This window comes from Polynucleobacter sp. MWH-Adler-W8, from assembly GCF_001889925.1.
Lineage (GTDB): Bacteria > Pseudomonadota > Gammaproteobacteria > Burkholderiales > Burkholderiaceae > Polynucleobacter.
The window spans coordinates 16,181-40,281 of the sequence record NZ_LZFI01000010.1; the positions used below are offsets into that span (position 1 = coordinate 16,181).

Below are 24,101 nucleotides of genomic sequence, written 5' to 3' on the forward strand. Positions count from 1 at the left end.
CTCTACCTCGGACTATTTAAAAATGCAGCAAACTCAGCCGCATTATCTTTTCCAAATGACTCTAAATCAATTCGATTCTGAGTAGCCGGATCTACTAAAGTTAGCCTACCGTCAGAGTGACTAATCAATAAAAAAGCTTCATCACTTGTAATTTGACGAATGCGGCGTTCACGCGCCATTGCCCTGAGAATCCCCCTCACAAATCCGGCCTGCCCTGTTACTTGCGCAATTACCTCCCCATTATTAGCAGAAATGACCCCAACCGATCCATCCGGTAGATCCCTAAAATAGAGATCTTTTTGAACCAATACACTAGCGTCTGCCTGGCGCTCTAAGGCTCCAGCCTTCATAAAACTACCCACACCAATAACCACCATCACCAAAGCAGCGAAAATTACTAATCCAATGTAATTTTGTATGCGTGCAGTAGTCATCTGAAGAATCATGCTGTTTCAACCCCTGTGAAATGACGCTTTGACTCATCTGATGCGTTATTGCTGATCTGAACAGAACGCGAAATCATATTATTTTGCAAAGACCAGGCATTAACCAGAATTTGTGCAACTTCAGCACAATTCTTGATACACCTTAAGCTAGGTTGTGGAACAGCCCATTTAGTCGGTCTTGAATGGGGCCAAAGATGAAAAATAGCGATCTTAGTCCCCTTATTTAACTTCATGTAGATATCGCCACAACCATCTTTAGCAAGCCCGCAATCGGCTGACTCGATCTGTTTAAGTGGAAAGTTAAAAGTCATATTGAGCACAATCCCAATCCGCATCACCACCCTTTTATTAGTGATCGTATACACAGCTGTAGATGCCATGAGGTAGCCTAATAAGCCAATTAAGCCAAGTCCCAAACTTGAAAAAATAATTATTTGCAATATTGAGAGAAGCATGGGGTATAGGGCTTCACTATCTAGCACGCCACTAATAACTCGATAGGCTAGCAATAACCCAAAATATAGGACAAGTCCCTTCATATGAAAAACTTTTAGTAATAAAGTTTTCAGATCTGGAGAGCCTTGCCATAATACTTTCTCCCCTTCCGGCAGCTTTTCTGGAAGCCCTAGTTCCGGCTCAAACTCATGCTCCGGACTGCTGTGGATATTCAAACTCATATCAGCGGTTCCTGACGACCTGGAGTGGCATATAAAGTGCCCGCACCAAAGTAGGCCATGATTTTTTCTTCCTCTAGCAGAGTAACTTCTTCAGGATGCTTAGTCTTAGGGACCTGATTAAATTGACCGGCAAGAATTGACTGAACTTTGATGTCCCTCTTTCCTATCCGTGAAAAATTGATTGGTAGCAGCGTCCTATTGCCAGCAACATCTACCTCTAGATAGCGAATCAACATTTCCATATGATCTACCCAGACATCCGTTACAGTTCCGGCTTTTTGGCCATCTGCCCCAATAACGCTTAAGCCAATTGGGTTGGTATCAATCTTAGATATTGAAATTTCGTGTAATTTTCGCAATGGACGGATACGCGCGTGGCCCTCTAGATCATAATCAACATGATCAGCTCTATTGGCATATGAACCAGGACCGACACCGGCCAGGAGAGGGTTTCCAACTGGTGCTAAGGGTGCACCATTCCATGGATGAATAGGCACTGCTGAAACTTTTTCAGTATCAGGAGGACTTGCCAATGGGGCTAGATAAGTCTCGCCAAATTCTGTAACAAACTTTTTAATACGTGGCATACCAAGAATTCCATACTCGCGACGAATCTTTCCAAAACGCTCCGTCTCCAATGGAAATCCTTCTCTTTTGCTTTCCAATGTTAGATAGACAACCAATCCAACAAAGAAAAACAAAAAAAGATAAACCACAACTTGAGCTACATCAACATATTGTGTAATTGCACCTGTACCCATTTTTCTCTCCTTCTTTAAAAAAACTAGCCTGGAAAATCAGCTAGACCAAACTTACTCATTTTTGAACCAACCTTATTGGATCCTTTGTTGACTAATGGACCTAAAGCAACCAAAGTAATAAATAACAAATAAATTTCAATGTGATAGACGAAGCTATATCCAGTTGCAGGGCTTATTAGGGCAGATCCAATAACTCCATTCATTGCCAGATCGGCTACTACATCGCGCACCACACCACCCAATGACATGCCAATACCGGAACATGTTGCTGTAACAGCCCCCCAAGCGCCTATTACCATTCCACTCATATTTTCTTTATCCATACTCATTGCAATGGTCAGCGTACTGACCGCAAATAAGCCGCCACTAAAGCCGATCAACAAAGCCCCTGCCCTGAATAAATTTGGCGAATCCATAGGTTCAGAAAAAATGACTAATGTGAATGCAATCAAACCTAGCAATAGACCAACAGAAGCTATTCTGTATGCGTTATATCCTCGACTTAACCAACGCGCAGAAAGAGAAAATGCTGCTAATGATCCACAAGCAATTAAAGCAGTTAGGAAACTTGTTGCAGATACATCAAGCTTTAAGATTTCACCGCCATAAGGCTCCAAAATGATGTCTTGCATGCTAAAAGCAGTGGTACCAAGCCCCAACATAATTAAAAAACGGCGTACATTGGGTGCTTTAATAAAGTCTTGCCAACTTTGGCTAAATTTAGGCTGCGGAATGGAGGGGGATGTATTTTTTGGTTGCCTTGCCTCTTGCTTCCAAAGCGCGGATATGTTTAGCAACAAGGTAACTAAAGCTACACCCTGAATTACTTTAACAAGTTGTAATGGGCTAAACGGCTTCAAAAATATACTAAATAAAATTCCACTTACTACCATGCCCACTAGCAACATCACATACATCATTGCTACTACTCGGGGTCTATTTTTTTCATCGGCTAAATCCGTCGCAAGAGCCAAACCAGCTGTTTGAGTTGTCTGCATCCCAGCACCAACTAACAGGAAAGCAAATCCGGCTCCTAGATAACTAAACCAAATCGGCCAATGCGTATCCCCAGAGAGAATGATTAAGGCAAAAGGCATGATGGCAAGACCGCCAAATTGCAGCCAAGTGCCAATCCAAATGTAAGGAACTCTTCTCCAACCCAAAATTGACCGATGAACATCAGACTTATGGCCAATAAGAGCTCTAAATGGGGCAAAAATCAACGGGAGCGCTACCATCAATGCAACCAACCATGCCTCCATTCCCAACTCAACAATCATGACACGATTCAAGGTTCCAACCAATAATGAGGTGGCCATGCCAACTGAAACTTGGAACAATGAAAGTCGTAAGAGTCGGCTCAAAGGCAAATTAGGAGTAGCTACATCAGCAAAAGGCAAAAACCGAGGGTCTATCCTCATCCATGTCTTAGCCATCCTTGATAACTTAATCATGATTTTTTTGTAACTCCATCAGTTGCGACTTATAAAAACCACTAGATACCAAATCAGTAAAAGGGGTTCCCCAATCAACAAACCAAGGAGATTGAGAGATAAGCTTATGAAGCTTTTGGTGGCTTATAGGCTCAATGAAAGGAGCCCGGTTCTTTCTTGGAAACAGGCGGCCAACTCGAATCATGACCTCTAACGGTAGGGTGCTCGGCGCAAATGTAAATAAGATCCTGTCTTTAACACGAGGTGATAACTTCTCCAGGACTACCAGCATGTCGGCAGCACAATAGTGAATCATTGAATCCATCCCTACTACATAATCAAATTCACCTAAAGCCTCATCCAGCATATCGCCAGCATGAAACTCTATATTTTGGCGATCGAACTCAGGAATTCTATCTTTAGCTAATTTAATGAGCTTAGGAGATAAATCAACGGCTGTTACTTTTGCCCCTTTTTTTGCCAACTCAAGTGCTAAAGCTCCGGTGCCACATCCCGCGTCAAGGACTCTTTTTCCATGAAGGTTTTCTGGCAATCGACCAATGATGCTATTGCGCATTTGATCTCGACCCGCTCTCACAGTAGCCCGAATTCCGCTTACTGGTGCATCCGATGTTAGTTTCGCCCAGGCGTCGAGAGCTGTTCGATCAAAATAATCTTGCAACTTACCCCGTCTACTTAAATATGAAATAGCATCCATGATTAATCAAATCCTAGTAGGTCAAAAATTTCACGATCTTTGAGTGATTCCATGATTAAGGGGTCATCATCTAACAGTAAGCTAGCTGCCAAGCGAAGATATTCCTCCTTAACCTTCTCGATTTCTGGCGTAGACTCCATCTCAAAAATGGTGCACTTCTTTAAGCGACTTTTACGTATAGCATCTAAGTCAGGAAAGTGGGCCATCTTCTTCAAGCCGACACGATCATTAAATTTATCAATTTGATCTGTGTCTTGACTGCGGTTTGCAATTACGCCACCTAGCCTTACGTTGTAATTTTTAGCCTTTGCACTAATTGCCTGAACAATTCGATTCATTGCAAAAATAGAATCAAAATCATTTGCAGCGACAATTAAGGCGCGATCAGCATGTTGCAAAGGAGCAGCAAATCCACCGCAAACTACATCACCCAAAACGTCAAAGATCACAATATCCGTATCTTCAAGTAAATGGTGTTCTTTTAATAATTTGACGGTTTGACCAACGACGTATCCACCGCATCCTGTTCCTGCAGGAGGTCCACCCGCCTCCACGCACATAACCCCATTAAATCCCTCGTAAACAAAATCTTCGATCCTTAATTCTTCAGAGTGAAAATCAACCGACTCTAAAATATCAATCACTGTCGGAACGAGTTTTTTAGTCAAAGTAAAAGTAGAGTCATGCTTAGGATCACAACCAATCTGTATTACTCGCTTGCCTAACAAAGAGAAAGCTGCAGATAAGTTTGAGGATGTTGTACTTTTACCTATTCCCCCTTTGCCATAAATAGCAAATACCTTTGCATTGCCGATCTTTTCATTAGGGTCAAGGTGTACCTGCAAGCTACCCTCACCATCTAATGGCTTAGTTTTAGTACCGATGGATGAAACTGGGACACTAACTGTGTTCATTAAATGGGTACTCCTTCATAGACACCTTCAAGTCGATCTTCAAAATCATTGGCTACACGACGTAATGTTTCCAATACGGATGGTTCAGGCTTCCAATAGTTTCTTTCGGAAGCCTCTAATAAACGACTTGCAACCTTTGCAGATGAAGCTGGGTTTAAACTCATTAAACGCTCGCGCATCTCAGGATCTAGGATGAATGTTTGGGTTAAATGCTGGTACACCCAGGGCTCGACTTGGCCAGTAGTAGCTGACCAACCAACAGTATTAGTTAAGTGACTCTCTAGTTGACGAACGCCTTCATAGCCGTGCTTTAACATTCCTTCGTACCACTTTGGATTTAACATGCGTGAGCGGGTTTCAAGAGAAACTTGCTCATTTAGAGTTCTCACTACTGCGTCACCCTTAGTTTGGTCGCCTATATATACTGGAGCCGCTTTTCCGCCCTTGGCTCTGCGAACTGCCCTGCTAACACCACCTAAGGTATCAAAATAAGTATCAATAGTAGTAACGCCCAACTCGATTGAATCTAAATTTTGATAAGCTAATTCAACATCTGCAAGGATATTATTGAGTAGTTCTGACTGCAATACAGGAGTCCCGGATCTTCCGTACGCAAAGCTTTTGCGGCGTGTATATGTCTCCGCTAATTCGTTTTCGTCTTGCCATAATCCATTGTCAATCATCATGTTGACATTAGCGCCGTAAGCACTTTCAGCATTACCGAAAACACGCAATGATGCAGTTTCGAGATCGCATTGATGCAATGCTTGATACGAAAGTGCATGTTTACGAATAAAATTTTGCTCCAATGGTTCGTCAGCCGATGCAGCTAAATAGGCAGCTTCTGCAAGAATCCGAATCTGTAATGGCATCAAGTCTCTAAAAATTCCAGAAATCGATACCATGACGTCTATTCTTGGACGCCCCAACTCTTCCAAGGAAATTAATTGGGCTCCCGCTAGCCGACCAAAACTATCAAAACGGGGTAAGGCGCCCATCAAAGCAAATATTTGTGCGATGGGACCGCCCTCAGTTTTTAAGTTGTCAGTACCCCATAAAACCATAGCAATCGACTCTGGCAAAGGATTTCCATCAGCCTGATAACGCTCCAGAAGCTTGCTTGCCTGATATTGACCGTCTTTCATAGCGAACTTACTAGGAATACGAAATGGATCAAAGCCGTGAACATTACGACCAGTAGGTAAGACTTGTGGGTTTCGAAGAACATCCCCGCCAGGGGCTGGTCTGATGTAACGACCATCCAAGGCTTTTAAAATACCCTGCATTTCACTATCAGATTGAAGCTCACGATACATTGTTAATACTTGGTTTATTTCGGTCCTTAGGCTCTCACTAAGTCTTAAATTTTGGTTTTTTGCGAATAGCTCAATCCCGCCACCTTGAACCAACTCAGCTAAAGCTTCTTTATTAATATTCTGTAGCTCACCATCTTGAACTGATAAGTAACTAAGTAGCATCTCAATACTTTGCTCAAAATTTACAGGCGCCCCTAAAATATGTAATCCATAAGGAATCAGTGCGTACTCTAATTCAAGAATCTGCTCACTCAGGTGCAAAACAATTGCATTGACTTTATTGGCGTCTAAATTTTTCCATAAGGGCTCAGCTACTTCAAACTCCAAACTCACTGCTTGCGCTTGCAATGAATCCAATAGCTCGATTTGATTGGGATCCCATGACGTATCTTTAGCCGTTGGAGCTAATTTGCGCCAATGTTCAACCGCTTCCTTAAACTCAAGCAGGCCCTGATACAAGCCAGCCTGAGATACAGGTGGAGTCAAATAGCTAATTAACGTTGCTCCAGCTCGTCTTTTAGCAATCGCACCCTCGGAAGGATTGTTTGATGCATAAATGTATAGATTTGGTAAATCATGAATTAGACGGTCTGGCCAGCAAGCGCCGGACATACCCGATTGCTTACCAGGCATAAATTCAAGTGCACCATGCGTGCCAAAATGAAGCACAGCGGATGCTGCAAAGTCTTCTCGAATATAGCGATAGAACATTGAAAAAGCATGGGTAGGAGCAAATCCTTTTTCATACAACAAGCGCATAGGATCGCCTTCATACCCAAATCCAGGCTGTAGTGCTACAAAAATATTTCCAAACTGTTTTCCAAGAATAAAAATTGAGGCTCCGTTCGTTAGAAAAGTACCTGGTGCAGGACCCCATTGGGATTCAATCTCTTTTAGCCAAGGCTCACGTTTGATGTAGTCGTTTGCGTCAACTTGCGTATGTACATTTGCATCGGTACCAAATTCTTTAGAATTCCCCGCCAGTATTTGATTCCTAAACTCATCTACTGAATTCGGTACATCAACTGTGTATCCCTCTGCCTTAAGGCTATTTAATGTATTGAAGACTGACTCAAATACACTTAGGTGTGCCGCCGTTCCTACCCTGCCAGCATTTGGAGGAAAGTTAAACATGACTAGCGCAACTTTTCTATTGGCCATCTCTGATTTACGCAAAGCGACCAACTTACTTACTCTTGCAGCCAACATTGCAGTTCGTTCTACACAAGTGTGCATGTCATGCCGATTGATGCTGGCCTCAAATACACAGCCTTTATGACAGCCCTTGCATTGCACATCAGCATCACCTGCGCGACCACCAAATACCATAGGCACAATCGCACCATCTAATTCTGGTATGGCAATCATCAGGGTATTTTCAACTGGGAGTAATCCGCGATCAGAGCTACCCCATTCATTTAATGTCTGGAACTCCAGTGGCTGTGCTGCAAGGTAAGGCACATCAAGAGATGCTAATACTTCTTCAGCTGCTTTTGCATCGTTATATGCTGGACCGCCAACCAATGAAAATCCAGTTAAAGAAACTACTGCATCAACTATATTTTTTCCATTTTGGTAGAAAAATTGATCTATCGCAGGTCTTGCATCAAGACCAACAGCAAAGATTGGTAGAACCTGTAAACCCTGAGCTTCTAGCGAAGCAATCACTGAGTCATAATGCAAAGTATTGCCAGCCAAGATATAAGATCTCAGCAAAAGCAGTCCAACCCGACCTTTGGATTTCTTATCAGAAACCAATTTAGGTAAATCATCAATAGACTCACTCATACGGCCTTTGAGCCGTGGATGATAAATACCGTTATCAGGATAAATGACTGGCTCAATAAGCTTTTCTTTAGTCCTTAAAACTTGTCTCTCACCGGCGGCATAACGATTAACTAAATTGGTCACCATATGGAAGAGGTTTTCCTCGGAGCCACCCAACCAATATTGCAATGTCAAGAAATAGGCTCTGACGTCTTGTGCGTTACCTGGAATAAATCGAAGAATTTTTGGCAAACGACGCAGCATTCGCATTTGTGCTGCACCACCAGTTTGAGCCTTCTCTTTATTTCCGCGCAAACGCTTTAATAAAGCCATCAATCCAGTCGCCGGCTTACCCATATCGAACCCGCCCATACGAGTGAGGGAAACCACTTCACCTGCTGACATTGCACAAATCATGGCATCGCAATGATCACGGCGAGCTTTTAAGGCCTCAATTACAGGCTTGTAGTGATCTTCCATGAACAGCATCGTCACAATCAGAATGTCAGCTGCCTCGATATCGTGAATGCAGCTATCAAGCGCTTTGCTATCGACCGTCCAAGCTGAAGCAGCGTGAATAGATAATTCCAGTCCTGGAATTTTCTTTTTAAGTGCATAACGAGCCCTCTCGGTCGCGCTAGATAGGTGCGTATCCATCGTGATAATTGCAACTCTCATCGGAATATGCTTATCTACCATAGTGAGCCTTTGCATCGTAGAGGGTTTCAATGGTGATGTGACTAATACCATGCTCAACTGCAAATTTTTCAGTATTACGACGCGCCTTCCCTCTGACAAAAAATGGAATCTTTCCCAACTCTTTTTCAGCATCGGCAGCCCACAAACTATCAACAGAGCTAGATATTGCCTCTCCTGCATTAATCTTGATGGGAGATGGACTTGCTACAGAAATCTGTGAGGTCTTTGCCTGGCTAGATTCGGGTGGGGCTGCATGCCCTAAATGAGAAGGCGCAGCTTTTGCACTAAATTCAAAATCATCCCGAAACATCATGATCAGATGCTCTTCAAGCCCCATCATCAGAGGATGAATCCAGGTATCAAATAAGACATTGGCACCCTCAAAGCCCATCTGAGGAGAATAGCGCGCAGGGAAGTCTTGTACATGCACTGGCGCAGAAATTACTGCGCAAGGAATGCCTAATCTCTTAGCGATATGGCGCTCCATCTGAGTACCTAAAACTAGATCTGGAGCTAATTCAGATACTTTTTGCTCGACCCCTAAATAATCATCAGTAATTAGCGCTTCAACATCGTACAGTTTTGCTGCTTCGCGTACTTCACGAGCAAATTCACGGCTATATGTTCCTAAACCGACTACCTTAAAACCAATTTCTTCTGCGGCCACCTTGGCTGCAGCGATAACGTGACTTGCATCACCAAAAATAAATACCCGTTTATCAGTTAAATAAGTAGAGTCAACTGATTTTGCATACCAGTGTGCCCGCTCCTCTTGATTTGCTAAGGTGGACTCAGGATTGAGATTGGCGAGCCGTGCTACCTCCTCAATAAATGCCTTAGTCGCTTTAGTACCAATTGGAATAATCTTTGTAAATGGCTGTCCAAAGGTTTTATTCAACCAAGTGCAAGTCAGCTGACTAATCTCAGGATAGAGTGATACATTGAAATCAGCCGCCGGGATCTTGGCCAGATCAGATACAGATGCATTTAAAGGGGCTACCACCCTTACTTCAATGCCCATAGATTCCAATAAGCCCCGAATCTCCTGTACATCATCACGATTTCTGAACCCTAAGGCTGTTGGTCCCAAAATATTGCAAGTAGGTTTCTGACCTTCTTGCTTACTAGCAATGCGATTCTCTTGATACTGTTGTGCTGAAATGGATTTATCTACAGCTACCAAACCACGAACAATGTGATATAAAGTTTCTGAGGCGCCCCAGTTTTCCTTTTTCTGATACGAAGGTAGCTCTAGAGGAATCACAGGGATTGGCAGAGTAAGTGCTCTAGCTAGACCACCTGGGTCATCCTGAATTAACTCAGCAGTACAAGATGCTCCAACAATCATCGCCTTAGGTTTAAAACGCTGATATGCGTTATTCACAGAATCCTGAAATAGCTGGGCGGTATCCCCTCCTAGATCCCTTGCCTGAAAGGTCGTATAGGTAACTGGAGGACGCTTACGAGACCTGCCAATCATCGTAAATAGTAAATCTGCGTAAGTATCTCCCTGGGGAGAATGCAAAACATAATGTAAGTCGGTCATTGATGCAGCAATTCGCATTGCACCAATATGTGGAGGCCCTTCATAAGTCCAGAGTGTTAGTTGCATGGACCTATTCCTTATGCCACTAACTTCATACTGCGATTTAAAGGACGTGCGAAAAGCTCTGCCAAATCAGCAGCTTGCTCATAGCCATGCACGGGACTAAATACCAGCTCAATAGACCACTTTGTAGTGATTCCCTCTGCTTCTAGGGGATTTGCCAGCCCAAGGCCGCAAACCACAATATCGGGTTGATCGGCGCGACAACGATCTAATTGGCGCTCAAGATCCTGCCCCTCTACAATTTTTGAGCCCTCTGGCAATAAATCTAGCTCGCACTCTAAATGCTGCTTGTGAAGGTAAGGCGTACCAATTTCAAGCACCCTCATACCGCACTCACGAGATAAAAATCGTGCCAAAGGAATTTCTAATTGCGAGTCCGGGAAAAAAGAAATGGTCTTGTTTTCCAGTGCCGGAAGATAGCGTGCCAAACTTTTTTTTGCCCGCTCAATTTTTCCCTGAGTTACACCTTCAAAATGTTCTGATGTAATTCCCCACAAATGAGCGGCTGCTTTTAGCCAGGCGGTAGTTCCTTCAATTCCAAAAGGAAAAGGTGCTGCGATTCTTTTTGCACCACGTTCCTCAATCAATCTAGCTGTCTCAGCTAAGAATGGCTGAGCCAATAAGTATTGTGTATTACCGTGTATTTCAATTGACTGTTGAGAGTTTTTTGGCGGGAAAAAGGAAACATTTTCAATGCCAAGCTCAGTAAAAAGTCGTTTGAATTGATCTTCAACCACGTCTGGCAAGCAACCTACGATTAATAGATTTTTGTCTTTTTCCGCTACCTGTTTAGGGGTATCGTTAATGAGTGAAGCTAAGCAAGCATCCTCACCCTGTGTAAAAGTTGTCTCAATTCCACTGCCGGAGTAACTTAATATGCGGCATTTGCTGACAAATTCCTTACTCAATCGCTGAGCAGCGCGAGATAGATCTAATTTAATCACCTCCGATGGACAAGAGCCAACTAAAAAAAGCATCTTAATGTCGGGGCGCCTAGCCAGTAAGGCCTTCACAACGCGATCTAACTCCTCGTGCGCATCTGCCAAACCCGCTAGATCACGATCATCAATAATGGCCGTAGCAAAACGGGGCTCGGCAAAAATCATTACGCCAGCCGCAGACTGTACTAAGTGTGCGCAAGTACGAGAACCGACAACTAAGAAGAAAGCATCTTGAATCTTACGATGCAGCCAAATAATTCCTGTCAGACCACAAAACACCTCTCTTTGACCACGTTCTTTATAAATAGGAATACTTTTCCCTGATTTATTCAAATGGTCTTGGGGCAATTCAACAATGGCATTCATGCAACCACCCCATTGCTCACTTGTAGGCGGGCCATCCTGAGCTTATAAATAAATTGCCCAGCATTAACAAAGTAGGAGGTATATGCGGCTAATGCGAGATACATTAAGCCCTCTTTACCCATTCCCCCAACGATGAGGAAATAAAGATACAAAGTATGCAAAGAGATCACGAGCATACTAAATACGTCTTCCCAAAAGAAGCTCTCGGCAAAGAGATATTTACCAAATACAACCTTCTCCCAAATACTTCCAGTCAACATGATCAAATAGAGGAAGATTGTTTTGACTATCACAGAGATAGTTGCCATTTCATACCCCTCACCACCAATGAGGTATCGCAAGACTAAAGTGAGACTAATCAAACAAACTAAAAATTGAATTGGTGCCAAGATTCCCTGAACCAAGGTCCACACAGTTGCATCGCGTTTTGCACGCTGCTCTTGGCTGTAAAGTGGCTTACTAATCTTCATTTTTTGGCGCTGTCTTATTGGCTTTGTGTAAACAAAACTTTACGCCAAATACGCCTTACTAGAACTAGTACTTACCCCTATTTAGGTAGGTAATAACCCTTAAATATCAAAAATAATTGCATTATTAAGGACATAAATGTAATATTTATTTTACATATAAGTAACGTTGATAAGCAACTTTTATCCTCGGGAGCATTGATGGACACCTTAGTCAAAAAAGAACTCATCAGGGAAGTTTTCAGCACTCAATTACCCAGGCTAATTGAAGAGATTGAACGCAAGGTTGATAAGTCAACCCTTAACCCACCATCCAATGAAAGCTGGATTCAAACTCCAGCAGCTCAACATAAAAACCAAAAAGCGTTAAACGAAGAGCAGGTATGCAAAATTACTGAGTTATTACTTGATACAGAAGAAGGCGCATTCGAGCTTGCAATCACCGTATTAAAAACTCATGGAGCATCAATTAACTATATTGTTTTAGAGCTTATTCCCGAAATCGCCAAGAAGCTGGGGAAGCAATGGGAGGAAGATACATTAAGTTTTGCCGAGGTATCCATTGGGGTTGGAAAGCTAGAGCGCGCAATACATAAGCTTGATTACTTATTCCAAGCTACTCAATTAGAAAAGCGACAGGACAAATCAATTCTGATCTCTCTCTTTCCGGACTCGCAGCACTCTCTTGGAACATTAATCTTATCTAACTTCTTTACCTATTCTGGCTGGCAGGTTTATCGGCCAGCTAATAATGGACTGAATGCAATAATTCATGAAATTGAATCAAAACATCACCATGTATTAGGAATATCTATTTCTACTTATGAGCAACTTCAGGAGCTTCCAAGCTTAATTAAGTTACTCAAGGGAAAATCTAATAACCCTCAAATCCTTGTTCTAATTGGAGGTCCGCTCTATAATAAATCTCCTGAAAAGTTTAATCATATTCAGGCAGATGTCAAAGCTTTTACTCCTGAAGAATCTGTGCAAAAGTTAGATCAGCATCTCAGCCTAATAGAAAATAACACTTAGATGCATAAGTAGAAAAAATATTGTGACCAAAATTGTGAATTTAGCCACACCCGAACTAAATACATTAAATGTAAATCAAGCAGCTTCTCTGCTTGCGTATTCTGTAGATCTCGTTTTAGTCATCAATCAGTCTGGAATGATTGAGAAAGTCATCGACGGCTCAAAACCAGTTCATACCAAGACACAGTCATTGCTTGGGAAAAAATGGATAGACACTGTTGCGATTGATAGCCAGCCGAAGGTAAACGCACTACTTAAAACAACTAGCAATAGTGAAGAGCAGAATTGGCGTCAAGTAAATCAAGAGATGGGTGACTCTTCTTCTATCCCCATTCAATTTAGTACGCTCTTTTTTCAGCAACAAAATAAGCTAATTGCAATCGGAAAAGATCTTAGCGGTCTATCTGCCCTTCAGCAAAAATTAGTTCAATCTCAACAAGAAATTGAGCGGGACTATGCAAGTCTTCATGCAATAGAAAATCGATACTTACAATTATTTAATAGCATTGATCAGGCCTATTTAATTATTGATAGCTTGACTCTGAAAATTTTAGAAGTAAATAAATCCGCCGGGTTTTTAGTAGGTGATCTTAAAAAGATTCAGGGCAAGCTATTTACCAATCTTTTCCCAGTAAAGGATCATGTCGCTATACAAGAATACCTTACTGGATCTAAGTCGGGGATCATGCAATCCTCTATTCATTCGACCCTAGAGAACCTTCAGGAAGATGTAGAAATTTCCAGCGTACTTTTACGCGAAGGTAATCACAATATCTGCCTAGTTACGGTAAAGCCTAAAGCTAACGGCATTCAAGTTGGTAATGCAAGCGATCAAAGCGTCCTGGTATCACAAGCAATCGAAGATTTCCAAGATGGCTTCATCATTTGCAGTACAAATGGCGTTATTTTGACCGCGAATAACGCTTTTCTTTCGATGTCACAAACTACTCAGAAAGATAATATTCTTGGCAAGTCTTTTGAGCTATGGCTTGGTAGAGCAAGTATTGATTTAAAAATTATTCTCGGGACCGTACGTGAGTACGGAGTAATTAAAGACTATGCAAGCACCATCACTACTGATGATGGCAGCTCACCGATAAATGTTGTCATATCGGCAACAAATTTCAATGCTGGAAAATTGTCAGCTGTAGCCATTGGCATTCATCAAATATCAAAAACTTCTCGTGAACCAGCAAGCAAATCAGATAACTTGGGCAAGAATGCAAAAGAGCTTACCCAATTAGTTGGCAAAGTTCCGCTTAAGCAAATTGTCACTGAAACAACAGACATTATTGAAAAACTTTGTATCCTTGCAGCCCTCGATCTCACCATGTCTAACAGGGCCTCAGCTGCCGAGCTACTGGGATTATCACGCCAAGGTCTCTATATCAAAATGAGACGTTTTGGTATTGTCGATAACAACGCTAGCGATGATTTAGATTCATAAGGCCTCATGAGCGAACAGACGGCAGTATTGGTTTTAATAGATATTGCGTCTGGATCTAGGTTGTGGGGGTTTAGTCGCTATATTTTTGGTAAATTGCCATTCAGGAATATTCCCGGCCTCCTTTTTTGTAAGATTTTGGGATCTGGTTTTAATGGCGGCTTTAGTACCAAGCCAAGCCTTACTAAACAGGGATTCTTTTGTGTTTTTGATACAAAACAAAATGCAGAAATTTTTCAGCAAACATCTCCCACTGTGAAAGCTTACAGATCCCATGCTAATGAGTTCTTTATAGCTACACTCTATGCTTATTCCAGCCGAGGATCATGGTCAAGATTCTCAATAGATGAGTTGAGCTCTCCCCCTGAAAGTGGGCCAATAGCATCTCTTACCAGGGCATCAATCAGACCTTTCAAAGCAGTGCAATTTTGGGCCAAAGCAAAACCAGCAGAACAAGCAATTAAAGAAGCCTCAGGATCGATTCTGACAGCTGGGCTAGGAGAAGCACCCTACTTTCGTCAAGCTACATTTACTATATGGGAAAATCTCAAATCCATTGATGCGTATGCACAATCAGGCGCACATCTCTCGGCCATAAAGGCAGCGTACGGAGAGAATTACTTTTCAGAGTCTATGTTCACTCGCTTTAAGGTCGGCTCAGCAAGCGGTGTTTGGCAAGGAAAATATGTCCAAATCCCCTAAGGTCATCATAGTTGGTGCAGGTATTGCCGGTCTTACAGCCGCTCTAGAGCTAGCTCACCATGGTCTCAACGTAACCGTTCTTGAAAAGAATAGCTACCCAGGCGGGAAAATTCGTCAAATCGATATTGATGGTGCATTGATAGATTCAGGGCCTACGGTCTTTACAATGCGCTGGGTTTTTGAAAAATTATTTGATGATTGTGATGAAAATTTTTCTTCTGAATTTGAGTTAGAGGCTTTAGATATCCTTGCTAGACATAGTTGGGGCGACGACTATCTAGACTTATATGCTGACAACAAAAAAAGCGCAGATGCTATCGCTCAGTTTTGCAATCCCAAACAAGCACAATTATTTTTAGAGTTCTGTAGTACAGCTAAAAAGGTTTACGAATCCTTAAAACAGCCCTTTATAGAATCTACACGCCCCAGCATGCTGGGAATGATGGGTTCATTGGGGATTGAGAAAAGTAAAATATTATGGGATATCGGACCCTTTAGTAGTCTTTGGTCCGCTCTAGAAAAATACTTTCCAGACCCACGCTTACATCAACTCTTTGGACGTTATGCAACTTACTGTGGCTCGTCTCCCTATTTAGCTCCAGCAACTCTGATGTTGATCGCCCAAGTAGAAATGGATGGAGTTTGGTCAATCAAAGGTGGCATGGCAAAAATACCTGAGGTAATAGCTAGGTTAGCACAAAAAAAGGGTTGTAAATTCCGCTATGACTCAGAGGTTGATTATCTTGAGCTGGCTGGTTCGCAAATTAGTGGCGTACATCTCAAAAGTGGTGAATTTCTAGAATGCGATTACCTCATTTTTAATGGTGATGTAAATGCTTTAAAAAATCACTTATTAGGTGAGAGAGTAAGTACTGCGATACCTGCCAAGCTCAAACAAACAGACTCCCTATCAGCGGTGACTTGGTCAATGAAGGTAAAATCTTCAGGATTCCCTCTAGTGCGTCATAACGTGTTTTTTAATCAGCCCTATCAGAGCGAATTTTCTGATATTTTTGAAAAACAGCGCCTTCCACTCAACCCAACAGTCTATATCTGCGCTCAAGATAGAAATGATTTAGCACTTGAGAATAATCAGCCTGAAAGATTGTTTTGTTTAGTAAATGCACCTGCGAATGGCTCAAAAAAACCTTATAACAATGAGGAAATCGATCAATGCGAACAAAAAGCATTTTCAATCATGAACAAATATGGACTCCAGCTGAAGGATGCTCAAATTACGCGAACGACTCCTCAGGATTTCTCAATGCTATTTCCGGGTCGAGGCGGAGCGCTATATGGCCAAGCAACTCATGGATGGATGAGCTCATTTCACAGACTAGGTTCTCAATCGCAAATCAACAATCTGCTCCTAGCAGGAGGCAGCACCCACCCAGGTCCGGGGGTTCCAATGGCGGCAATATCAGGACGATTGGCGGCCGCAACCCTGATGGATCGCCTAGGTTTGACCAAGCGGTAAATCCGGGCAACTATCTCTGGTGGTACATTGACGGCCTTAGCGATGATGGCTTAAATGGGTTTAGCATTATTGCCTTTGTTGGCAGCGTCTTTTCTCCCTATTATGCTTGGGCAAATAAAAGCAAGCCTGCACAAGCTGAAGACTTTTGCTCCATTAATGTTGCGCTTTATACGCCAACCAAAAAATATTGGACGATGACTGAGAGAGGCAAAAATGCAATCCATCGCACAGCCAATCAGTTCACTATCGGCCCCAGCCAGCTAAGCTGGAAAGATAACGCTCTTACTGTCACCATTGATGAGCGAGTTCCCTTGCTTGGTCAAAGAGTTCAGGGAACTGTCAAAGTATTTACAGAGCAACTTTTTAATCATGTAGTAGCTCTTGATGATCAACAGAAGCATCGCTGGGGACCAATAGCGCCTTCCTCTAGAGTCGAAGTCTCTTTTAATAAACCCAATCTAAACTGGCAGGGCAATGCTTACTTTGACTCTAATGAAGGAGATGAGGCAATCAACAAGCCCTTTAGCGAGTGGGATTGGTCACGAGCTCACTTAAAAGATGGAAGCACTGCTGTAATTTATGATGTGCGACAAAAGAATGGAGTTGAAAAGGTTTTGGCAACCATCTTTAAATTGGATGGTAGCACTGAGGATTTTTTGGCGCCAAATAGAGTTGAACTTCGCAAAACAGGATGGAGAATTCAGCGCAATATGCGTTCTGAGTCAGATCACAAGGTAACGGTAATGAATACCTTAGAAGATACGCCTTTTTATGCTCGCTCGATGATTGCATCAAAACTACTTGGAGAGGATGTTATTTCGATGCATGAAACATTAAATATAAAACGCCTAGAATCCAACATCGTCCAATTTATGCTGCCTTGGAGAATGCCTAGAAATCCAACGCGTCTATATTAATAAGCTAGCAATATAGAAACAGCTAAGCAATGCTAATGCCGAGCAAAAGAATGGTATGAGTCTATTTTTCTATGCTCTACTTTTTCCATAAGACTAACAACCCAAATGAGCCTATCCTCTACAGATCCACTGTAATGCGCGTACTGTCCTTCTGGCTCTACTGCATCAACCAAAAACTGTATAGCAGGAATGGGATCTAAACTCTGCACTAGTTTTGTACTATAGATAGCCGCCCCAAGAGATTTGAATAGTAATAAAACTTTTCTTCTCTTTGATACAACAGCTCTTTTTGTAACCGAATCCATCCCCTGTCGCTCAATTTGTCTACCGATTTCTGAATAAATCAAACTAGCAGCGGCTATGGCTGATCGACAATTTCTTGGTAAACCAGAGAATCCAAATGCCGAACGAGCATATAAATCATCGGCGTACTGAATAAGCTTTTGATTCACTCGCAAGATACCATCATTAAAAATAGGATTTTTTAGCCATTGATCAGGGTCTATATTTTCTTCTTTAAGCCAATCCCTAGGAAGATAGAGGCGCTGGTTTCTGGCATCCTCTCCTACATCCCGCGCAATATTAGTCAACTGCATCGCCAAGCCAAGCTCACATGCACGTTCTAATACAGCCCGATCCCGTATGCCCATAATCAGAGTCATCATGACTCCTACTGTGGAAGCAACTCTAGCAGCATAGTCACATAAATCTTCTATAGTTTGATATTGGCGACCAGTACGATCCCACTTAAATCCTTCTACCAGTGCCTCCAGGAGGCTTCGAGGAATTAAAAATCGCTCAACTACAAGAGCTAAAGCTCTATCCGCGGGTATATCTAGTGGATTTTTTGAATAGATACGATCTAATCGATATTCAATCTGCTCTATAACATTATCAGACGCATTTTGATCGTCCACCATATCATCCAACAAACGACAAAAAGCATATAAAGCTATAGCAGAATCACGAATATTAGAAGGCAGTATCCTGGATGCAGAAAAAAAGGACTTGGAGCCATCCCTCATCAAGCTCTCGCAAGAGAGTAGATCAAGCTGAAAACCGTATTCGGAGGTAATGGCTCTATCGTGCATTTTGAGAAAATATTTTTGCGGGTTTAATCAACGAATCTAAGGCTTTGGCTGATGACAAAACCCCAGGAATCCCCGCACCCGGATGAGTGCTTGCCCCAACCATATAAAGACCCTGGATATCCTCGCTACGGTTATGTGGCCTGAACCAAGCGCTTTGAGTAAGCAAGGGCTCCAAACCAAAAGCAGCCCCCTTATAAGAAAGCAGCCTGTCCTTAAAATCTTCCGGAGTCATTACAAACGATTCCACTAAATTCTCTTGCAAGCCCGGTAAAACAGTTTCTTCAAGCATCTTTGCAATGGCTTTTCTATAGGGCTCAGCCTCCTGCTTCCAATCGGTTCCACTGTCCAGATGGGGAACGGGGGAAAGTACATAAAAGGTATCACATTCTGGAGGAGCTAAGTTAGGATCAGTTGCTGTGGGACGATGCAAATAAAGGCTAAAGTCTTTAGCAAGATGATGGCGTTTAAAAATATCCTCTAAAAGAGTTTTATAACGTTTACCTAACAGCATCATGTGGTGCGGTATTTTTGGGTATTGTTTTTTAGTGCCAAAGTACCAGACAAATAGACTCATTGAGTACTTACCATTCTCAATTTTTTTATCAGTCCATATTTTTCGATGCTCTGGATCAATCAAATTTTTGTAAGTCCATGCTGTATCAGCATTACAGACTACCTTATTGGCAAATAAAACCTCACCATTTTCCAATGTTACGCCCGTTACTTTATTGTCAACGATATTAATTTTCTTAACGGTACTTGCATAACGGATTCTTACGCCAAGGCCATTTAGCAAACCAACAAGTCCTTTAATAATTGATCCCGTTCCACCCATTGCGGAATGAACGCCCCATTTGCGCTCTAAGGAATTAATTAATGCATAAACAGAGGTAACCGAAAAAGGATTACCGCCAATGAGCAATGGATGAAAGCTCATCACTTCTCTAAGCTGTGGGTCTTTGATATGTTTCGCAACTAAGCTATAGAGATTATTCCAAGCCCTCATCTTCACGAGGCTTGGAAATGCTTTGACTAAGTCTTTTAAGCTGTCAAATGCAACATCTCCCAGCTCTTCAAACCCTAGTTTGTAGCAATACTCTGCCTCTTCTAAAAAACGTAGATAACCTGGTAAATCACTAGGGCTAAATTTGGCAACTTCTTGCTTCATTCGCTCCAGATCACCGGTGTAATTAAATATGCGGCCATCTGCAAATCGGATTTGATAAAACGGATCCATTGCGCGCAAATCAACATCGTTAGACATTTTTTTGCCGCACAAGCTCCATAACTCTTCTAGTAAAAAAGGCGCGGTGATAATGGTAGGGCCGGCATCAAACGTATAGCCATTTCTTCTATGTACATAAGCCCTACCTCCAGCGTCTCCCAATCTTTCCAATACCTGGACGTCATATCCTTTTATGGCTAGACGTATTGCTGCAGCAAGACCACCAAACCCTGCGCCGATTACAAGAGCGCGTTCAGAAGCATGTACATTTCCAACTGTGGCTATGTTTTCGGGGATCTTAAATTGATCGACCTGTTGGTCCATCAGACTTCCTTTGTTTAAAAACCCCTTTGATATTTACCATCAAAGGGGTTGGTATGACTATTTTGCTGCGCTATGGGTGCTATCTTTTGGCATATCTCTATTTGGAGCAAGATACGGATAATCCTTAAGCATACTTTGACCTAAGAGTGGTTTATTTACACCTTGATGACAGGTAGCGCAGTTTGCTTTAGCAACGTCGCCAGTGGGCCCGAGTCGATTTGGTGGAAATACACCATCTAAGGATGTCAAAAAGTTTGTATTAACATCTTTTAGCATCTGTATTCCATACCAAGCCTGTACCCGCTGTGGCGTACTTTGCTCCCAACTAGAGAAGTTCTGAGAGTTATGGCAGTAAGTACAGTTAACCCCCAGAGAATGGGACATGTGGGTCATCATTCCATATACATTTTCTGTACTTTGCAGGGTTGCTTTGTTACCCGTAGGAAGTGCCGTTTTGCCAACAATCCTTGCTGGGCCACCTTTTTCTACCAAATAGGCTGCAAATGGTTTGTTAGGCAAAGAAGTGTAAGCAACAGCTGGGGCTGGATCATTTTGTCCGTTTGTATTGCCTAGCATGTTACCGCCACGCTTTTCTTCTGGGTTGAACCAAACATTTTGAGGAATGTTATTGCCTCTATGGCAGGTATAACAAGTTACGCCCGTTTGTTTTACGTGATCAGTCCAATTGCTATTAATTTGCTGATTCATCTGAATCATTCTTCTGGCGACAGTTTTAGTGTAGAGAGAATCATCTGCAAAATTCTGAACATTGTGACAATAAGAGCAGCCCTCTTTGGGGGCCACCCATGAGGTCATGGAGACCATAAAAGCACCAAACTGTGCAGTGCTTAAATTATTTAAAACTTTGACGTTCTTATACACGGCACCAGCCTTTGGTCCATCCGGGGATGCAGGAACCCCGGCTGGCATTTCATTAATCTTAGCTAGCTGTTCTTGTGTTCTAGGATTGTTAATCTGATCCATACCAGTACCGCGGTATCCAGTTTGCTTTGACTCAACAGGAGGTCGCTCACATGCCGTAAGCGTCACGATTGCCAAAACACTGAATGCAATGGCAATTTTTTGGCGAACGTTTTTCATTTTTTCTCCCCTATTGCTACTGGAGCTGAAGGTGCTTTTAAAGCAGGATCAGAAACGGTCCCATATATTGCAGGATAAGTTGGCGCCATATTATGCTTAACAGCCCATAGATACCAGTTATCCACAACGGTGCCGGTTAGTAAAATTCCAATGCCACCTGTTAATGGAGTGAGTACAGCAAACCACCAGGCCCAACGGTGAATGGATTCCATGGTAGCGTTAAAGCCCATAGTCCATCTCCAGAATAAAGCAGCCCTTTCAGATGCGGTTCCGCGATCGACAATTTGTTCAATTTCTCTTTCACCACCAAATCGACTCACTGCCAGAATAGTTGCGCCGTGCATGGCAAACAAAAGAACTGACCCATAAAGAAACACAATGGACAGCATATGGAATGGGTTATAAAACAAGTTGCCGTAGCGAATTGAAAAGGCGGATACCCAATCTAGGTGAGAAAAGATACCAAATGGTACCGCTTCGCTCCAACTACCCATCAGCACGGGACGAATCAGACCTAATACCAAGAACAACCAAATTGCTGATGCGAATGCCCAAGGTACATGGGTACCCATTCCAAGAGCCTGAGCCCTACGGAAGGTTCTAAGCCACCAAAGCATGATTGAGATCGTTAAAAATAATCCAACAATTGACCACCAGCCCCCTTCATTTAATGGCGCAAGGGTTAAACCATACTTTGGTGCTGGAGGGTCTAAAGAGAGCCAAAATAATTTCCTCACAAATTGCAAAGGATTCCAGCCAACCTGGGCCAGCATATTCATACCAATAATGAAAAATGCTGTCATCCCAAATATTAGTGATGCGACCCCCAATCTCCCTAGGTATATAGGTCCGAGCTGCGCATTACCAATGCGCCCCATCAAATGACTAAATCCAATAGAGCGAGTTCGCTCACGCATATCGTAGGCGTTGATCGGAACGCCATGACTCGCAGGACCAGTTACTTGTGTTTGTGTAAATAGATTTTGATATTCCATAATGCTCTCCGCATTTTCAATTTAGCTGAAAACTAACCCCAGATTGGCAAATTCAACCACCATGTCCACCATTCAGGCCAACCCTTTGTCCAGAAGGGGCCACTAATAACAATACAAACAGCACTCCAAAATACAGCCGCTAAGGCTAGGAATAATCCAAGACGATGAATGCCCAATGTTCCAACGGAATATCCAATAATGTCTCTAAAGAAAGTATCCTCGTGCTCAGGAGTTTTGACCGGCTGTCCAGGTTGTGGATTCGTAGAAGATAAGATCAAAGCTCCATGCAGCGCAAGCGCTAATGTTGTTGTAAAAAATAGTGTTACAGCAATCATGTGGGCTGGGTTGTAATGAAAGTGAAGATACTGATACCCAGTATTCGATACCCAATCTAAATGGCTCAATATTCCATAGGGAAAACCGTAGCCCCATGCACCCATTAACACTGGGCGAATTACAACCAAAGTGAAATACGCAAAGATGGCCATACTAAAAGCAACTGGTACATGAAGGCCCATTCCCAATTTTCGAGAAATTTCCACCTCACGCATTGCCCAGGAACCAAATGCTCCTAAGGCGCAGATCGTAATGATTTGCCATAATCCACCCTCCATCAAAGGAGCTACGCCTAACCCATATTTCAAATCCGGAGGGGCAATATTTATTTGCCAAGGATTAAAGACGCCCGCTTGGGATGTCCCCCAAAGAATCATTGCAGTCCCAAGGAATGCAAAGAATATAGTGGTTACCCCAAAAAATCCGACGTAGAAAGGGCCTACCCAGAAATCAAAAAGATCTCCTCCTATTAGAGTCCCACCGCGCACGCGGTATTTTTTTTCAAAGTTGAGCATGGCCATTTAGCGCTCCTTACACAGTGAGAATTTTTCTCACATTAAATTAATCTTGCGTAGACGAATCACTATTTCTAGAAATTCGCCTACGGTTTGCACATCTAATTACTTCTTCGCTGCTGATATAGCTGCTTTGTACTGCTCTTGACTCATACCATCCAACCATTTGTATTGAACTGTGCTCAATAAAATGAGATGAATCATTGCTGCCAAAGCAAAGAGAAAAACGCCCTGTGCAACCATCGCACGTAGTGGGTCGTATAGTTTCCAAATTCTCCACATAATATTTCTCCTAATTTAAGTAAGACATAAAGCCGTAAACACCTGTTTCAACTGACTTGAAGAATGAACCTCCGTCAGCACCAGAAAATAACCAACTTTTCTGTGATGCAGGCAAGACAATTAAAAAAAGTGCTACAACAAAGAGCACCACGTAACTAATCAAAAAAATAATTTTGAATGACCAGGTGTCATGCAAAACATGTTTATGCATTAAATCCGTATTGATCTTCATAAAAACACTCCCTCTAATTGACTACGTTTACTATGTACTTACTACTGCATCAAAAGAACCATGGACGCCATGCCCATACAAGTATGTGCGCGACGACAGCGATTGCAGTAAATCCAAGAAGACCTTGCATATAAAATGTATGGAATTCTTTAGCTTCTGCATCGGTAAGCCCAGATATAGATCTGTTTTCACTCATGATGACTACTCCTTGAAACTGACCTTGCGGTCTTTTCTACATCACCCCTGTAGATTTGAGGATATGGCTTAACAACACCATATTGGTTTAGCTCTTTACTAGAGCAATATCTTTGAAT

Annotated in this window: 23 protein-coding genes; 5 read left to right on the plus strand and 18 right to left on the minus strand. The window is 42.4% G+C overall.

Translation table 11 applies throughout. From position 1 onward, the window contains the following. Nucleotides 1-2 precede the first annotated feature (2 nt). Genes puhC through bchF form a run of 10 tightly spaced genes read right to left on the minus strand, consistent with a single transcriptional unit; the run spans nt 3 to nt 12,117 of the window. On the minus strand, nt 3-446 hold the full coding sequence (puhC, locus tag AOC28_RS10285) for a photosynthetic complex assembly protein PuhC (protein ID WP_068949106.1): 444 nt from the start codon (nt 444-446) through the stop codon (nt 3-5). Then, complete coding sequence (gene puhB / locus AOC28_RS10290) at nt 443-1,123, minus strand: photosynthetic complex putative assembly protein PuhB (protein WP_072583893.1); 681 nt, start codon at nt 1,121-1,123, stop codon at nt 443-445. The genes puhC and puhB overlap by 4 nt, the downstream gene beginning before the upstream one ends. After that, nucleotides 1,120-1,884 (minus strand): photosynthetic reaction center subunit H, encoded by a 765-nt coding sequence (gene puhA, locus AOC28_RS10295; RefSeq protein WP_072583894.1) that lies wholly within the window; start codon nt 1,882-1,884, stop codon nt 1,120-1,122. The genes puhB and puhA overlap by 4 nt, the downstream gene beginning before the upstream one ends. A gap of 23 nt (nt 1,885-1,907) precedes the next feature. Next, complete coding sequence (locus AOC28_RS10300) at nt 1,908-3,338, minus strand: BCD family MFS transporter (protein WP_072583895.1); 1,431 nt, start codon at nt 3,336-3,338, stop codon at nt 1,908-1,910. After that, nucleotides 3,331-4,035, minus strand: a complete 705-nt coding sequence (bchM, locus tag AOC28_RS10305; RefSeq protein WP_072583896.1) for a magnesium protoporphyrin IX methyltransferase — start codon at nt 4,033-4,035, stop codon at nt 3,331-3,333. The genes AOC28_RS10300 and bchM overlap by 8 nt, the downstream gene beginning before the upstream one ends. 2 nt (nt 4,036-4,037) lie before the next feature. After that, nucleotides 4,038-4,949, minus strand: a complete 912-nt coding sequence (bchL, locus tag AOC28_RS10310) for a ferredoxin:protochlorophyllide reductase (ATP-dependent) iron-sulfur ATP-binding protein (RefSeq protein ID WP_072583897.1) — start codon at nt 4,947-4,949, stop codon at nt 4,038-4,040. Further along, nucleotides 4,949-8,731: a magnesium chelatase subunit H gene (locus AOC28_RS10315; protein WP_202816849.1), complete on the minus strand. Its 3,783-nt coding sequence runs from the start codon at nt 8,729-8,731 to the stop codon at nt 4,949-4,951. The genes bchL and AOC28_RS10315 overlap by 1 nt, the downstream gene beginning before the upstream one ends. Then, entirely contained in the window at nt 8,721-10,343 is a 1,623-nt protein-coding gene (gene bchB / locus AOC28_RS10320) for a ferredoxin:protochlorophyllide reductase (ATP-dependent) subunit B (RefSeq protein WP_072583899.1), read from the minus strand. The genes AOC28_RS10315 and bchB overlap by 11 nt, the downstream gene beginning before the upstream one ends. A gap of 11 nt (nt 10,344-10,354) precedes the next feature. Continuing rightward, the gene (locus AOC28_RS10325) at nt 10,355-11,647 is read right to left on the minus strand and encodes a ferredoxin:protochlorophyllide reductase (ATP-dependent) subunit N (protein WP_083564296.1); all 1,293 of its coding nucleotides are present in this window, start codon (nt 11,645-11,647) and stop codon (nt 10,355-10,357) included. Next, entirely contained in the window at nt 11,644-12,117 is a 474-nt protein-coding gene (bchF, locus tag AOC28_RS10330; RefSeq protein WP_072583900.1) for a 2-vinyl bacteriochlorophyllide hydratase, read from the minus strand. Before bchF ends, AOC28_RS10325 begins: the two co-directional genes overlap by 4 nt. 198 nt (nt 12,118-12,315) lie before the next feature. Between bchF and AOC28_RS10335 the strand changes: the two genes are divergently transcribed. The 5 genes from AOC28_RS10335 to AOC28_RS10355 all read left to right on the plus strand — a co-directional run bounded on the left by AOC28_RS10335 (nt 12,316) and on the right by AOC28_RS10355 (nt 17,686). Next, nucleotides 12,316-13,146 carry a cobalamin-dependent protein gene (locus AOC28_RS10335; RefSeq protein ID WP_072583901.1) on the plus strand — a complete coding sequence of 277 codons (831 nt, stop codon included), beginning with the start codon at nt 12,316-12,318 and terminating at the stop codon, nt 13,144-13,146. Between the two features lie 22 nt (nt 13,147-13,168). After that, on the plus strand, nt 13,169-14,593 hold the full coding sequence (gene ppsR, locus AOC28_RS10340; protein ID WP_072583902.1) for a transcriptional regulator PpsR: 1,425 nt from the start codon (nt 13,169-13,171) through the stop codon (nt 14,591-14,593). Nucleotides 14,594-15,010: 417 nt separating this feature from the next. Next, a complete protein-coding gene (locus tag AOC28_RS11335; protein ID WP_143143935.1) occupies nt 15,011-15,292 on the plus strand; it encodes a hypothetical protein in 282 nt (93 codons plus the stop codon). After that, a complete protein-coding gene (gene crtD / locus AOC28_RS10350) occupies nt 15,258-16,769 on the plus strand; it encodes a 1-hydroxycarotenoid 3,4-desaturase CrtD (protein WP_202816850.1) in 1,512 nt (503 codons plus the stop codon). Before AOC28_RS11335 ends, crtD begins: the two co-directional genes overlap by 35 nt. 194 nt (nt 16,770-16,963) lie before the next feature. After that, nucleotides 16,964-17,686 carry a carotenoid 1,2-hydratase gene (locus AOC28_RS10355; protein ID WP_202816851.1) on the plus strand — a complete coding sequence of 241 codons (723 nt, stop codon included), beginning with the start codon at nt 16,964-16,966 and terminating at the stop codon, nt 17,684-17,686. Between the two features lie 32 nt (nt 17,687-17,718). Here the strand turns inward: AOC28_RS10355 and AOC28_RS10360 are convergent, their stop codons facing one another. The 8 genes from AOC28_RS10360 to pufB all read right to left on the minus strand — a co-directional run bounded on the left by AOC28_RS10360 (nt 17,719) and on the right by pufB (nt 23,983). Next, nucleotides 17,719-18,777 carry a phytoene/squalene synthase family protein gene (locus AOC28_RS10360; RefSeq protein WP_072583905.1) on the minus strand — a complete coding sequence of 353 codons (1,059 nt, stop codon included), beginning with the start codon at nt 18,775-18,777 and terminating at the stop codon, nt 17,719-17,721. Continuing rightward, nucleotides 18,767-20,326: a phytoene desaturase family protein gene (gene crtI, locus AOC28_RS10365; protein ID WP_083564297.1), complete on the minus strand. Its 1,560-nt coding sequence runs from the start codon at nt 20,324-20,326 to the stop codon at nt 18,767-18,769. Before crtI ends, AOC28_RS10360 begins: the two co-directional genes overlap by 11 nt. A gap of 57 nt (nt 20,327-20,383) precedes the next feature. Further along, nucleotides 20,384-21,427, minus strand: a complete 1,044-nt coding sequence (gene pufC, locus AOC28_RS10370) for a photosynthetic reaction center cytochrome PufC (RefSeq protein WP_072583906.1) — start codon at nt 21,425-21,427, stop codon at nt 20,384-20,386. Further along, nucleotides 21,424-22,422: a photosynthetic reaction center subunit M gene (gene pufM / locus AOC28_RS10375; protein WP_216862041.1), complete on the minus strand. Its 999-nt coding sequence runs from the start codon at nt 22,420-22,422 to the stop codon at nt 21,424-21,426. Before pufM ends, pufC begins: the two co-directional genes overlap by 4 nt. Nucleotides 22,423-22,454: 32 nt before the next feature. Further along, nucleotides 22,455-23,279, minus strand: a complete 825-nt coding sequence (gene pufL / locus AOC28_RS10380; RefSeq protein WP_068949089.1) for a photosynthetic reaction center subunit L — start codon at nt 23,277-23,279, stop codon at nt 22,455-22,457. Nucleotides 23,280-23,378: 99 nt separating this feature from the next. After that, the gene (pufA, locus tag AOC28_RS10385) at nt 23,379-23,555 is read right to left on the minus strand and encodes a light-harvesting antenna LH1, alpha subunit (RefSeq protein ID WP_071608677.1); all 177 of its coding nucleotides are present in this window, start codon (nt 23,553-23,555) and stop codon (nt 23,379-23,381) included. A 10-nt stretch (nt 23,556-23,565) separates the two neighbouring features. Continuing rightward, nucleotides 23,566-23,787 (minus strand): hypothetical protein, encoded by a 222-nt coding sequence (locus tag AOC28_RS10390; RefSeq protein WP_072583908.1) that lies wholly within the window; start codon nt 23,785-23,787, stop codon nt 23,566-23,568. Nucleotides 23,788-23,836: 49 nt separating this feature from the next. Further along, nucleotides 23,837-23,983, minus strand: a complete 147-nt coding sequence (pufB, locus tag AOC28_RS10395) for a light-harvesting antenna LH1, beta subunit (RefSeq protein ID WP_068949087.1) — start codon at nt 23,981-23,983, stop codon at nt 23,837-23,839. Between the last annotated feature and the right edge of the window lie 118 nt (nt 23,984-24,101).

Excerpts from the sequence above, each read along its gene's own strand:
- puhC (WP_068949106.1), bottom strand. The coding sequence starts at position 446 with ATGATTCTTCAGATGACTACTGCACGCATACAAAATTACATTGGATTA.
- puhB (WP_072583893.1), bottom strand. The coding sequence starts at position 1,123 with ATGAGTTTGAATATCCACAGCAGTCCGGAGCATGAGTTTGAGCCGGAA.
- puhA (WP_072583894.1), bottom strand. The coding sequence starts at position 1,884 with ATGGGTACAGGTGCAATTACACAATATGTTGATGTAGCTCAAGTTGTG.
- AOC28_RS10300 (WP_072583895.1), bottom strand. The coding sequence starts at position 3,338 with ATGATTAAGTTATCAAGGATGGCTAAGACATGGATGAGGATAGACCCT.
- bchM (WP_072583896.1), bottom strand. The coding sequence starts at position 4,035 with ATGGATGCTATTTCATATTTAAGTAGACGGGGTAAGTTGCAAGATTAT.
- bchL (WP_072583897.1), bottom strand. The coding sequence starts at position 4,949 with ATGAACACAGTTAGTGTCCCAGTTTCATCCATCGGTACTAAAACTAAG.
- AOC28_RS10315 (WP_202816849.1), bottom strand. The coding sequence starts at position 8,731 with ATGGTAGATAAGCATATTCCGATGAGAGTTGCAATTATCACGATGGAT.
- bchB (WP_072583899.1), bottom strand. The coding sequence starts at position 10,343 with ATGCAACTAACACTCTGGACTTATGAAGGGCCTCCACATATTGGTGCA.
- AOC28_RS10325 (WP_083564296.1), bottom strand. The coding sequence starts at position 11,647 with ATGAATGCCATTGTTGAATTGCCCCAAGACCATTTGAATAAATCAGGG.
- bchF (WP_072583900.1), bottom strand. The coding sequence starts at position 12,117 with ATGAAGATTAGTAAGCCACTTTACAGCCAAGAGCAGCGTGCAAAACGC.
- AOC28_RS10335 (WP_072583901.1), top strand. The coding sequence starts at position 12,316 with ATGGACACCTTAGTCAAAAAAGAACTCATCAGGGAAGTTTTCAGCACT.
- AOC28_RS10355 (WP_202816851.1), top strand. The coding sequence starts at position 16,964 with ATGACTGAGAGAGGCAAAAATGCAATCCATCGCACAGCCAATCAGTTC.
- AOC28_RS10360 (WP_072583905.1), bottom strand. The coding sequence starts at position 18,777 with ATGCACGATAGAGCCATTACCTCCGAATACGGTTTTCAGCTTGATCTA.
- crtI (WP_083564297.1), bottom strand. The coding sequence starts at position 20,326 with ATGGACCAACAGGTCGATCAATTTAAGATCCCCGAAAACATAGCCACA.
- pufC (WP_072583906.1), bottom strand. The coding sequence starts at position 21,427 with ATGAAAAACGTTCGCCAAAAAATTGCCATTGCATTCAGTGTTTTGGCA.
- pufM (WP_216862041.1), bottom strand. The coding sequence starts at position 22,422 with ATGGAATATCAAAATCTATTTACACAAACACAAGTAACTGGTCCTGCG.
- pufL (WP_068949089.1), bottom strand. The coding sequence starts at position 23,279 with ATGGCCATGCTCAACTTTGAAAAAAAATACCGCGTGCGCGGTGGGACT.
- pufA (WP_071608677.1), bottom strand. The coding sequence starts at position 23,555 with ATGTGGAGAATTTGGAAACTATACGACCCACTACGTGCGATGGTTGCA.
- AOC28_RS10390 (WP_072583908.1), bottom strand. The coding sequence starts at position 23,787 with ATGAAGATCAATACGGATTTAATGCATAAACATGTTTTGCATGACACC.
- pufB (WP_068949087.1), bottom strand. The coding sequence starts at position 23,983 with ATGAGTGAAAACAGATCTATATCTGGGCTTACCGATGCAGAAGCTAAA.